14 protein-coding genes, 1 tRNA gene and 1 pseudogene are annotated in these 12,234 nt (G+C 35.9%); 13 read left to right on the top strand and 3 right to left on the bottom strand.

Annotated elements, in window-relative coordinates; all coding sequences use genetic code 11:
* Positions 1 to 427: pseudogene (locus R3333_RS07420) on the bottom strand (hypothetical protein); the annotation flags it as partial.
* Positions 428 to 730: 303 nt separating this feature from the next.
* On the opposite strand from R3333_RS07420, the gene R3333_RS07415 reads away from it, so the two are divergent.
* From R3333_RS07415 to R3333_RS07405, 3 genes are read left to right on the top strand one after another with little or no spacing between them, the layout of a single operon-like run.
* Positions 731 to 997, top strand: coding sequence for a hypothetical protein (locus tag R3333_RS07415; RefSeq protein ID WP_318958153.1), 267 nt, complete (start codon positions 731 to 733; stop codon positions 995 to 997).
* A 14-nt stretch (positions 998 to 1,011) separates the two neighbouring features.
* A complete protein-coding gene (locus R3333_RS07410; protein WP_318958152.1) occupies positions 1,012 to 1,674 on the top strand; it encodes an OmpH family outer membrane protein in 663 nt (220 codons plus the stop codon).
* 15 nt (positions 1,675 to 1,689) lie between these two features.
* The gene (locus tag R3333_RS07405; RefSeq protein ID WP_318958151.1) at positions 1,690 to 2,250 is read left to right on the top strand and encodes a DUF4924 family protein; all 561 of its coding nucleotides are present in this window, start codon (positions 1,690 to 1,692) and stop codon (positions 2,248 to 2,250) included.
* A 92-nt stretch (positions 2,251 to 2,342) separates the two neighbouring features.
* Here the strand turns inward: R3333_RS07405 and R3333_RS07400 are convergent, their stop codons facing one another.
* A complete protein-coding gene (locus tag R3333_RS07400; protein ID WP_318958150.1) occupies positions 2,343 to 2,783 on the bottom strand; it encodes a PaaI family thioesterase in 441 nt (146 codons plus the stop codon).
* Positions 2,784 to 2,839: 56 nt separating this feature from the next.
* On the opposite strand from R3333_RS07400, the gene R3333_RS07395 reads away from it, so the two are divergent.
* A tRNA-Gly gene (locus R3333_RS07395) sits at positions 2,840 to 2,912 on the top strand.
* Between the two features lie 38 nt (positions 2,913 to 2,950).
* On the opposite strand, the gene aroQ is transcribed toward R3333_RS07395, so the two are convergent.
* Positions 2,951 to 3,355 (bottom strand): type II 3-dehydroquinate dehydratase, encoded by a 405-nt coding sequence (aroQ, locus tag R3333_RS07390; RefSeq protein WP_318958149.1) that lies wholly within the window; start codon positions 3,353 to 3,355, stop codon positions 2,951 to 2,953.
* A gap of 5 nt (positions 3,356 to 3,360) precedes the next feature.
* On the opposite strand from aroQ, the gene xerD reads away from it, so the two are divergent.
* The 9 genes from xerD (at position 3,361) to R3333_RS07345 (ending at position 12,200) form a co-directional block, all read left to right on the top strand.
* Positions 3,361 to 4,260 (top strand): site-specific tyrosine recombinase XerD, encoded by a 900-nt coding sequence (gene xerD / locus R3333_RS07385; RefSeq protein ID WP_318958148.1) that lies wholly within the window; start codon positions 3,361 to 3,363, stop codon positions 4,258 to 4,260.
* A gap of 121 nt (positions 4,261 to 4,381) precedes the next feature.
* Positions 4,382 to 4,816 carry a hypothetical protein gene (locus R3333_RS07380; RefSeq protein WP_318958147.1) on the top strand — a complete coding sequence of 145 codons (435 nt, stop codon included), beginning with the start codon at positions 4,382 to 4,384 and terminating at the stop codon, positions 4,814 to 4,816.
* A gap of 159 nt (positions 4,817 to 4,975) precedes the next feature.
* Positions 4,976 to 5,338 carry a hypothetical protein gene (locus tag R3333_RS07375; RefSeq protein ID WP_318958146.1) on the top strand — a complete coding sequence of 121 codons (363 nt, stop codon included), beginning with the start codon at positions 4,976 to 4,978 and terminating at the stop codon, positions 5,336 to 5,338.
* Positions 5,339 to 5,581: 243 nt separating this feature from the next.
* Positions 5,582 to 6,388 carry a pyrroline-5-carboxylate reductase gene (proC, locus tag R3333_RS07370; RefSeq protein WP_318958145.1) on the top strand — a complete coding sequence of 269 codons (807 nt, stop codon included), beginning with the start codon at positions 5,582 to 5,584 and terminating at the stop codon, positions 6,386 to 6,388.
* Between the two features lie 18 nt (positions 6,389 to 6,406).
* The gene (gene proB, locus R3333_RS07365) at positions 6,407 to 7,195 is read left to right on the top strand and encodes a glutamate 5-kinase (protein WP_318958144.1); all 789 of its coding nucleotides are present in this window, start codon (positions 6,407 to 6,409) and stop codon (positions 7,193 to 7,195) included.
* A gap of 27 nt (positions 7,196 to 7,222) precedes the next feature.
* On the top strand, positions 7,223 to 8,422 hold the full coding sequence (locus tag R3333_RS07360) for a glutamate-5-semialdehyde dehydrogenase (RefSeq protein ID WP_318958143.1): 1,200 nt from the start codon (positions 7,223 to 7,225) through the stop codon (positions 8,420 to 8,422).
* A gap of 191 nt (positions 8,423 to 8,613) precedes the next feature.
* A complete protein-coding gene (locus tag R3333_RS07355; RefSeq protein WP_318958142.1) occupies positions 8,614 to 10,509 on the top strand; it encodes a SpoIIE family protein phosphatase in 1,896 nt (631 codons plus the stop codon).
* Positions 10,510 to 10,601: 92 nt separating this feature from the next.
* Positions 10,602 to 11,741: a sensor histidine kinase gene (locus tag R3333_RS07350; protein ID WP_318958141.1), complete on the top strand. Its 1,140-nt coding sequence runs from the start codon at positions 10,602 to 10,604 to the stop codon at positions 11,739 to 11,741.
* Between the two features lie 222 nt (positions 11,742 to 11,963).
* Positions 11,964 to 12,200, top strand: a complete 237-nt coding sequence (locus tag R3333_RS07345; RefSeq protein ID WP_318958140.1) for a TM2 domain-containing protein — start codon at positions 11,964 to 11,966, stop codon at positions 12,198 to 12,200.
* Positions 12,201 to 12,234: the final 34 nt, after the last annotated feature.

The raw sequence follows: 12,234 nt of genomic DNA, 5'->3' as shown, positions 1-12,234 counted from the left end.
CCACAGCCATTATTATATTGTCTGTACCATTATATACAAAAGGAGTATTGAAAAGAATTTCAACATAGTCTCCCGCTGGATCAGCAACCACGTATGCAGAGTCTGCATAAACTTGTGTGAAGTTGGCTACTGGCTCCCAATCTGAAATTCCAGAAAATGAAGTTCTTGTTGATGTTGCAATAGAAACAACCCAATCATAAGCATCATCATCTAATGCTGTACCAGCATCTACATAATAACGAACTCCGGTTATTGATCCCGAAGCATTTATGTCGCTCGAAAGATAAACGGATTGCGAGTAAGAGTACCCATAATAAGGATCGATAGGTAAGGCTTGACCTGTGGAGTTACCACTCCCCACATTTGTTTGAGCAATGCTAATTATACTGAGCAGCATTGCCATTAGTAAAAAGGAAATTTTCTTCATGACTAATTTAGTTTGTTAGTGTATATTCTTCCATCTTCTTATGGAAGTCGGCACAAAACTAGACAAGAAAAATTCACATACAAATTTATAACAAATATTAGTCTATTTGTTAAATATCACAACTACAAGCTTCGTTTTACACACATACTAAGGAATTAACAACACAAACAATGAGATATAACCATAAGGAGCTCTTTTGTTAATAATCTACAAAAACTATAGGGTAATAAGATTTGTAATTCAAAAGCCTAGAATGTTCTTAAAGCACTTTACACTTTCATGTATTTTTAGCATTTTTGCACCGTGAGAGTAATAGAAGAAATAGAACACCCAAGATTTAAAATTCAAATCTTCAATTTTAACAACAAGTACATTGTTAAAGTAGAACTAGGTCAATTTGAGCAAACCTATAAAATTGGTGAAATTGACGTAATGGGGTTAGCGGATGTAAAAGCAATGATTACCAGTGATTTCCTACAAGGATGTTTGAACAGATTTGTTGACATGAGAACAGACTGGGAAAAATCTTTCCGCAACAAAAACGTACAAGAGAAATCAGAAATAAAATAATCAAGCAACTTAGAATGAATAAATTAATAGCTTCATTTGCAATGGGTGCCCTTGTATTGGCATCTTGCAACACAACAACTCCTTCATCAACAGAGGAAACCAACGTAAAAACTCCTGGAAAAACCGCGAGTGAAATTGAGGTGAAAAACTCTGAAGGTTTAAAAATTGCATACTACGTACAAGACAGTATTCCTACAGGATTCAATTACTACCGTGAAATTGACTCAATGTTGCAAGCTAAGCAAGCGCAGTACCAATCTAAGTTAGAGCGTATGTATGCAAAATATGAACAATACGCTGCTGAAGTTCAACGTAGAGATCAAAACAACGAAATCTCTTCTTTCGACTACGAAAAAATCCAAAAAGAAATTGCACGTAGACAACAGGAGATTCAACAAATAGAACAAAACGAAGGGCGCGTTCTTCAGCAAGAAACAATGAACTACACCAATGCATTGGCCAACAAAATTTCTGGAGCAGGAAATGAATACGCCAAAGAAAATGGTATCGACATTTTATTCTTTTACCAAAAAGGAGGACAAATCACATACATTTCGGATGCTTTTGATGTGACAGAAGATTTCATCAGTTATTTAAACAAAAGAGAACAAGAAATTATCTCTGGCGTTGAGGAAAGTGTAGAAGAAGAAAATAACGCAGAAGAAACTGCACAATAAGAAGGACAAACATTTATGTTTATTGCACAACAAAAATTGAAGGAAAACATTGCTGAGTATGTATTGTATATGTACCAGATTGAGGATTTGATCCGTGCCTACAATTTTGATCTGGAGCGCATAGAAAAAGAATTCATCAGCAAACAAGTGCCTAGTGAATCTTTGGCCAAGGAATACGTTAATTGGTACAAAGATTTAATTCAGGAAATGAAAATCCAAGGGGTTGAAAAACAAGGTCACATCAATAGAGTAAAAGAAGTACACTTTGAATTAGTTTACTTACACAATACTTTATTGACGGTTACCAAAGACCCTAAATACCTTGGTCTATTCGAAGCGGCTGAAGAACACATCAAAGCCTTTCAAGAAAAAAGTAATTTGGGAGAATTGCATCCTTTGGAAATTTGCTTCCATGCCCTATACATGAAACTCTTATTGAAACTTCAGAAAAAGGAAATTTCTCCTGTATCTGAAGAAGCGTTCGATACGATGCGCATCATGCTGGCATACGTTGCTCAAGGTTATCATAAAATGAAAGCAGGTGATGTAGATTTTCTCACACCCCACGATAAATAAAAAAATGCTGTCTTTAGGGACAGCATTTTTTTTGTGATAATTAATTATCCTTTCCTGGCTCCTCTATTAAGGTAGCTCCTCAAAAGTATCCATTATTTAAAATGCATTTTTGCCTTTTCTGCAGGGTATGCATTGAATGTTCCGTTGGCTTTGGCTATAATCACTTTTTCTCCATCCAAGAACTTATAAATCTCTCCTTCTATATAGAGTATTCTTTTCCCTGCTGAAATCACATGACCTATCGCTTCTAACTCGTCATTGATCTGAGCCGGGGCCAAATAATTGATTTTAAACTCAACGGTACTCACAATTTTTCCATGTTCAGCCATCTTACTTAGACCTGCCACCCCTAAAGTTGCGTCCATTAATCCAGCTAAAGCACCACCATGAGCAGCAATTGGAGTTGCCAAATGCTCTTTTCCTACTTTCATCTTGTATAAAATTTTACCCGGCGATAAAATTTCGAAATCCATATTTAACTGATTTCCAAAGTGATTAAATTCTCTGTAAAGATTTATTATTTTTTCTTTCATTTTTTTTCATTTTTTTGATTGTCAAATTAGATTAATTTACTACTTTTGACCCGTCCGCGGGAGTAGCTCAGTTGGTAGAGCGTCAGCCTTCCAAGCTGAGGGTCGCGAGTTCGAGTCTCGTCTCCCGCTCAAAGGTTCTGATGAAAATCAGGACCTTTTTTTATGTCTTAACTTTTAAGATATTCTATCGCTAAATCATAGCCCTTTAATCCCAGTCCTAAAATAGAACCAACACATACAGGTGTAAGGTAACTTGTATGTCTAAAACTTTCTCTATTGCATACATTAGAAATATGCACTTCCACTACTGGAGTGTCTACAGCTTCAATAGCATCTCTAATACCTATCGATGTATGCGTATATGCACCAGCATTTAAAACAATTCCGTCAATTCCTTCTCGCTGAATGGCATCAATAATTTCGCCCTCTATATTCGATTGAAAATAACTAAGCACTACCCCATCTACCTTCATCTTAGCAAAATAAGATTCAAAGCTTTCATTTCCGTATACTTCGGGTTTGCGTTTGCCTAATAAGTTTAAATTTGGACCGTTGATAATTAGTATATTCATTGCATATGAGTTGGGAACGCTATATTAAGCATTTTGTGGCTTACTTGAAAATAGAAAAAGGACTATCAGAAAATACGATTCTGGCCTATCAACGTGATGTTTTAAAACTCAGAGATTTTTTTGAAGTGACCAACAACTCACCTACTACAATTAGTTACCAAGACCTTAAAAATTTTATTGCTGATTTATACGATTTAGGAATTAGCGCAAGGTCTCAAGCGCGAATTATCTCAGGCGTTAAACAATTCTTTCTCTTCTTAATATTAGAAGATGAAATGGATCATGATCCTTCTCAATTATTAGAAATGCCAAAGGTTGGAAAAAAACTTCCCACCTTCTTAACCATAAATGAAATTGATGAACTCATTGGTGCAATAGACTTAAGCACCAATGAAGGACACCGCAACAAGGCAATTCTTGAAACCCTCTACAGCTGCGGACTCCGTGTGAGCGAATTGGTTAATCTTAAATTTTCGCACATTTTTTTTGAACAAGGTTTTATGCGCGTTATTGGTAAAGGCGATAAAGAACGCCTGGTTCCCGTAGCCCCTGCTGTTGAAAAAGAAATTAAATTGTACCAAGAAGGAATACGTCAACACCTCAATATTCAAAAAGGCCATGAAGATTTTGTTTTTCTTAATAGACGAGGAAAGCAACTAACCCGAGTGATGATTTTCACCATCATTAAACAACTTTCTGAACGCATTGGTTTAACCAAAACAGTGAGTCCCCACACCTTCAGACATAGCTTTGCAACACACCTCATAGAAGGCGGAGCAAACTTACGAGCTGTACAAGAAATGTTAGGGCACGAATCTATCACCACTACAGAAATTTACACCCACCTAGACAGTTCATTTTTGCGTGAAGCTATCATTAGTTATCATCCGAGAAACAAAAAATAATTCCTTCTTTCTCTTTGACTCAGCCTTTCTTAACAAATGTTAAATAGTCGTTAATACAACATTAGCCATTAAACCACTCTCTTTTTCAACGGTCTAAAAAGTGAATACTAAAACAATAGACATGAAAAAGTATATTTTAATTCTAGTCCTTGCCCTAATTGCTCCCCTTAGTTTTGGACAAGATCAGCCAGACGTAAAGAAGAAAGAACGCGTGGAAATGACGCCAGAACAAAAGGCGCAAAAACGTGTAGATAAGATGGCCGAAAGCCTAGATCTTACCGAAGCTCAAAAAAAGAAAATCTATGCCATAGAACTAGAAAACATAAAGAAAGCAGAGGAAACACGTGCTGAAATGATTGCTTTGAAAGAAAAAGCAAGAAAACAGCGTCAAGAAGGAAGGGCTAAAATTGAAAATGAATTAACACAAGAACAAAAAGAAAAGTTGGCTGAATTAAAAGCTCAAAAGAAAGAAGCTTGTAAAGCCCAATGTGAAGGAAAATGTAAAGGCCATAAACAAGGCGCACACAGCACCAAAGGTCACCATCATCCGCAATAGAATTTCATAAGTTAAGTTTACATATATACTTAGTAGCGATCGAAAAGCAGGTGTGGTTCACACCTGCTTTTTTAATTGATTCTTTACTGAGAGTCAACTTTATAGCCACTTTTTACGTTTATATAATAGAACGACTTACAAACGCTAAACAATACAGTCATGAACACTTCAAACATATCACAAATTAATAAGGCACTTTTGGTGTTGAAAAACTTTGTGGAGTTAAGTGCTACCCTGTTGCCCTATTTAGATCAATTAAAAGAGAAACGTAGCATTACACCCACAGAACAGTTAGAATTAGAATCCATTAAAAGTGTATTCACCGATCAGGAAATAGATGAACAAGCCTCCATACTTCTGTTGCATTCAGATATCATTGGTTTAATTAAAAGTAGTTTTAAAGCTATCAACGATAAAGACCCAGATTCTGACAGAAAGGGAGCTGTAAACTATTACCTCTCACGTTTTAAAAAGGAATATTTACGCCTACGTGAAAATTGGCAAAAAATAGAACTCAACTAGCTCACTGGTAGTAGGCTACAACAAACAAATATTTCGCAAAAACTTAAGCTTTAAGGTTTACTTCCTTACCTAACACCTTATTAATCAGGATTAATTTTGGATAAACCAAGAAAAGTGTTATTTTAAAGGCAACTTGAAATAATTAGTAATAAAGCGTTTTGTTAGACGATGATATGACCAAATAACAACAGTTACTTGGTTTTTTTGCGTCTAATATTTTGCGAAAATTTAAAATCTTTTAAGATGAAAATTTTAATGATAGGGGCCGGAAATATGGGGCTTACCTATGCAGAAGGGATGGCAACATCTCCTTTCAAAAACAGAAGAAACATTCAGATTTATGATGTTTCTCAAGAAGTACTTGCTAAACTAGAGGAAGTACCACACTTCGATACTTTCAATAATATCGAAGATTGTTTGCCACAGGCAGACATCGTATTTTTAGCGGTAAAGCCATACCACTGTGATGATTTATACGCTAAAATAAAACACTTGGTAAACGACCAACAAATCTTTGTATCACTTATGGCGGGTGTTACAATAGAATCCATCCAAGAAGGATTGGGTGTAAAAAAAGTGGTAAGAACTATGCCTAACCTTCCTGCACAGGTAGGAAAAGGTGTTACCTCTTACACAGAATCTCCAGAGGTTTCTAAAGTTGAACTCATCATGGTGAGAAACTTACTGGACACAACCGGAGAATCTATCCGCGTAAAAAATGAAAACTTTATTGACGCCTCTACAGGTATCTCAGGATCTGGACCAGCTTATGTATTTTACTTCATGCACTCTATGATGGAAGCTGCATTGAAAATGGGCTTCTCTCCGAACGATTCAAAAATACTTGTATCCAATACATTCGAAGGGGCCGTAGAACTTTTCAATCATGCCAATGTGAGTCCACAAACATTGATGGACAGAGTTGCGTCTAAAGGAGGTACTACACGCGCCGCTTTAGATTCATTAGAAGACAATAACGTTAACGAATTAATTAAGAAAGCCGCTTATGCAGCCTTTGATAGAGCTGTAGAACTTGGCGAACAAAGTTAATTCACTCAAACACAAAATATGCACAAGAAAAAAGTGGTCATCAAAGTAGGAACCAATGTGATGACCAATAGAGACAACAGAATTGTAGGCCCGATATTAAAAAATTTAGTCAGACAAATCGCCTACTTATACGAAAGAGATATTATCACCGTACTCGTATCTTCGGGTTCAACCATTGCCGGGAAAGAGGTCTTGGGAGAATGTTCCATTGAAGAACCTTCTATACGTCGACAAGTATTTTCTGCGGTTGGTCAACCACGTATGATGCGTCACTACTACAGTATATTTCACGATTATGGTATGCGCTGTGCCCAAGTTTTGGCCACCAAAAGAGATTTTGATCCAGGACTACACAGAGAGAACATGATCAATTGTTACGAAGCATTACTACACGAGGGAATTATTCCTATCGCCAACGAAGATGATGCTGTGTCACTTTCCATGTCTATGTTTACCGATAACGATGAGTTAGCCAGTTTGGTCGCCGAATTAATCGACGCCGACATGCTTATCATCCTTACCGATATAGACGGTTTATACACGGGGCACCCAGACGATGATGATACACGTAAATTGAATACCGTAAGTGTAGATCAAAACGTTGAAAAATATGTTCAAGCTTCAGAAAAAGGAGAAGGAGAAGGACGTGGTGGAATGAAATCTAAATTGCGTATCGCCAAAGGTACAGCCAAGAAAAACATTCCAACCTACATTGCCAACGGTAAATACGACGACATCATTATCGACATTTTGGAAGGAAAAGAAGTGGGAACAAAATTCGTGAACGACAAAGGCGAAGAAAAATAACATACATTTTTACAAGACATTACACACATGGAATTATTAAATACCAATAAAAAGAACGACGTACTCGATGCTATGATGCGAATTATAGCGGAGAACAAACAAGCCATTATAGCAGAAAACCAAAAAGATTTAGACGCTTTTCAAAAAGATGACCAAGCACTTTACGACCGTTTAGTTGTAAATGAAGCAAAGGTGGATGGAATGATTCAAGCCATCAAAGAAGTGCGTCAACAGGAAGACCCTGTACAACAGGTAATTTCTAACAGAACCTTAGAAACAGGTCTGAACATTCAAAACAAAACAGCTCCATTTGGAACCATCATGATTATCTATGAATCTAGACCTGATGTTACCATTGAAGCTGCTGTATTGGCCTTTAAAGCCAACAACAAAATATTACTAAAAGGAGGTAAAGAAGCGAAATTTTCTAACCTTATTTTAGAAAAATGCTGGCACCAAGCCTTAGAAGAAAATGGTTTGAGTAAAGATTGGATCAAACTCTTACACATGAACCGCCAAGAAACACAAGACTTTTTGCGTAACCCAGATGAAAAGCTTGATTTAATTGTACCTCGAGGTGGTGAAAGATTGATTGCTTTTGTAAAAGAACACGCAACCTGTGCCGTATTAATTAGCGGTAGAGGGAACAACTTTCTTTACATAACGCCAAATGCAGATTGGGAAAAAACAGTCAAAGTTGTTATCAATGCGAAAACTGATAAAATTTCGGGTTGTAATGCTTTGGATAAAGTGTTAATTGATAAAAATATTCCTGATTTTGAAGCAAAGGTTAAAGATTTGAATACCATTTTAAACGACCATCAGGTAGAGGTTGTAGTAGATGCTTCATTAGCCAGCACACTACCGAATAATACAGTTGTTGAAGATAAAAATACATGGTATGAAGAATTTTTAGCAATGAAAATCATGTTGAGTGCTGTAGACAATGAAGAAACAGCTATCGAAATGATTAATAAATACTCTGGAGGTCACTCCGCTGCGATTTTAACAGAAGATGCAAAAGAGGCAGAAGTATTTATGGAACAGGTTGACTCTGCCGCAGTTTACCACAATGCCTCTACCCGATTTACGGATGGGGGACAAATGGGAGTTGGTGCAGAATTAGCAATCTCAACAGACAAACTTCACCATAGAGGTCCACTAGGATTGAAACAATTGGTAACCAATAAATATTACGTATTTGGAGATGGTCACATCCGTGTGTAATCTTCAATTACTTTGAAATTATATCCCTCTCGAAATTTCGGGAGGGATTTTTTTTGTTCACAATTTTCCTTCTCAACTTCACACGTACCCCATATATACGCCACTATGTCACAATAAATTGAATAACATCCTCGATTTCACTAAATTACTGTAGCGATAGAATTCCAAAAATTATTAGTAAACAACCTCTGATGAAGAAGCTCATTCTCTATATAAGGAGCAAAATAAGACTGAAGATATTAATTGCCTTTATCGGGCTTGGGGTACTTACAATACTAGTCGTAGGCTTCTACTCTTTTAACCTCACCAAGAAAGCTATTCTAAACAGAACTTTTGAACAGCTCACAGCATCGCGAGTTATCAAAACTGAATTCATCAAAGACTTTTTAGATGGTAAACTCAAAAGCACTCAAATTGCAGCTACCTCAGTAGAAATTGATTTAATGTTAAAAGGAGTACACAAAAAAAAAGACTCTGTGTTTAGACGCAAGCCCATTAATTCCTTCATGATCAATGAATCTTATCATGATATGATAATTATTTACGATTCATCCCATTTTTCCATTGCTCATTTCGATGGAAAACTAATGTTTACTGCAGACATCGAGGATACACTCAGCACATACATTAAAAATATTTATAAACGCGTTTTTAAAACAAAAAAAACTACCCTATTTGATTATGTGCGTATACGCAATGAATTATACCTCGCTACTGCTACCCCCATCTATTATCCCGATGGAACATTTAGAGCAATACTCGGTTTTACAATTCCTTCTCATGATATTGACAACATTATGCTTACCAATACAGTTCTTCAAGGATTAGGTAACACTGGAGAAACTTATCTTGTTGATGATAAATACATTATAAAAAGTCAATCCAGGTTTATTGACAACTCCTTAAATCAATTAACCGTTAAAACCCCTTCTGTAACAGAAGCACTGAAAGGCAGAACCAATATTTCCATCATTAACGACTACAGAAACATAGAAGTTTTAAGCGCATCTAGTCCCTTAAAAATTGAGGGGCTAAACTGGGTGATTTTAGCAGAAATTGATAAAAAAGAAATTTTAGCTCCTATTCAAAAATTACGGTACAAAGTACTTTCCCTAAGTGCAGGGGTGATTATTATCTTCATACTTTTGGTAACAGGAATTACACGACAGATATCCAAACCATTGATTAAGCTAAAATCCATCGCTGCGGAAATTGCACATGGAGATTACGGTAAAACTATTCCTCCGACCACCGTTGATGAAATTGGTCAACTTTCTGAAGCCTTCAATAAAATGTCTCTAGAAATTTTTAACCAAAGAGAGGAATTACTAGAGAAAAGTAAAGAAATTCAAGACTCAATCAACTATGCGAAACGCATTCAACTCGGTTTACTGCCTTCCAAAAAATACATTCACCAAATCCTTCACGACTCCTTCGTAATATACCTCCCTAGGAATACGGTAAGTGGTGATTTCTATTACTGTAGCAAGATTGATAACAAAGTAATTGTTGCCGTGGGTGACTGTACCGGCCATGGTGTTCCAGGGGCTTTTGTAAGTGCTTTAAGTCATGGTTTAATACAACGTACCATTAATGCATTTGGAATCACTGAACCCTCCACCATTTTAGATAAACTTCACGTGCTTTTTGACGAAATGTTTTCTTTCTCTGAGCTTTCTATAAAAGACGGGATGGACATATCCATTTGTTGCTTTGATTTTCAGAAACAAGAGGTACAGTATTCAGGGGCGAATAATCCGGTGTATCGCGTAAGGGAAAACACTGTGGAAATTTTTAAAGCAGATAGACAGCCTATAGGAGGATTATCTACCTACGAGCCTTTTGAAAACCAAATCTTTAACATAAAAAAAGGAGATTGCTACTACCTCCTATCCGATGGGTTTGTGGATCAATTTGGAGGAGAAAAAAATAAAAAATTCATGCGTAAAAATCTTAAAAAGCTCCTCTTAGAAATAAGTCACCTTCCCATGAAAGAGCAAAAAATCAAAATCAGCAAAAGCTTTCAACAATGGAAAGGAGAGAACGAACAAGTGGATGATGTATGTATTTTTGGAATAAAACTATAAGCTCATCGAAAGAACATTTAATTTATAATGGAACTTATAGTATATTTATTTTAACTTAACCACCCCAAAAAGTAATCAATAAAACACTCTTCATGGAAAATGTTCAAAATAAACTTGAAGGTTTTACAACTCTAGATGAAAAAGGAGATATCTTCAAGCAAATGTTTGAAATGGCGGTTATTCCTATTCTTATCCATGATATGGAAATGAATATCCTCAATATTAACGAGAGTGCATTGAAAGAATTTGGTTACACCAAAGAGGAATTGGATACATTAAAAATATTCGATTTACACACCAAAGATGAACTAGAAAATTCTGAATCGGTGTTAGAAGATATGCAGAGTGAAGATAAACTTACCGTACAAACAAAATTCGTACGAAAAGATGGAAGTATCTTTCATGCAGAAGCAACACCTTGTAAGTACATTTTGGAGGGCAAACCTCTCATTTACGTATTTATTAAAAATATTGACCAAAAAGTTGAAAGTCATGGAAAACAATTAGCTTTCAACAGAAAACTGGAAGAAAAAATACAAGAAAAAACAGAGGAGCTCATCACCAAAAATTTAGAGCTAGAGAATTTTGCATATATAGCATCGCACGACTTAAAAGAACCCTTGTTCACGATAACAAGTTTGGTAACCTTATTAAGAAAACATCTCGGCGTAAATATGGACGAAAAATCTGAGCAATTTTTAAATTACTTGCAAACATCCAGCAAAAGAATGAGCGACCTCATAGAAGGAATTCTTGACTACAGTAAAATAGGTCAAACTAGAAACCTTCAGGAAGTTAACACAGAGTTTTTAATTGCAGATATTCTAAAAGATCTCGACACAACAATTCAGCAAAGCACGGTTGAAATTGAATACAAAAATCTACCTGTAGTAAAAGGAGTAGAAATTGAATTGCGACTTTTATTCCAAAACCTCATCAGTAATGCTATTAAATTTAAAAAGCCCGATAACCCTGTGCAAGTTAACCTCAGTGCTCACCAAGAAAAGGACCATTGGACTTTCTGTGTTCGCGATAATGGAATAGGAATTTCAGAAAAACATCAACATGAAATTTTCTCCATTTTCAAAAGACTTCATTCCAAAGATTATTACGAGGGTACGGGTATAGGTTTAGCACATTGTAAAAAAATAGTGAGCCTTCACCACGGTAAAATATGGGTAGAATCCAAGATCAATGAAGGAAGTCAATTTTATTTCAGTATACCTGTATAAATATCAATTCCCCGAAGAAGAATTAGTCACCACTCACCTCTATCCTATAATAAATAACACCCTAAATCCTAGCTTCACTGCAGAAGCCTCCTCCCCTTTCTAGGCAGCTCCTAAGTGAAAAAATTTATTATATTCACTTCCGAAAACTAAAACATTATTAACCGAGCTACTTAAATTTCAATCACTTTTCGTGGTAAACACTTAGCTCAACAACAATTACTTATGGAAAACCAAACTTTAGACATGGAACAAAAAAGCAGCCTAGACTTTGTTACTTTAATCTTACTTGCAGTATTATTAGGAGGTTTCGGTGTACACCGTTTTTACGCAGGTAAAATTGGAACAGGTATCTTAATGCTTATTACCTTAGGAGGACTAGGAATTTGGTCATTAATTGATATTATCCTTATTGCTACAGGAAATTTCAAAGATAAAAATGGTATCCCTGTTAAAAATTAAATAGTTTAGAAAAGCGGTGTAGAGCCGCTTTTTT

Source organism: Lishizhenia sp. (assembly GCF_033720595.1).
In the GTDB taxonomy this organism is placed as follows: Bacteria; Bacteroidota; Bacteroidia; order Flavobacteriales_D; family Crocinitomicaceae; genus Lishizhenia.
The sequence above is the reverse complement of the archived record's forward strand: the minus strand, read 5'-3'. Positions and strand labels throughout refer to the sequence as shown.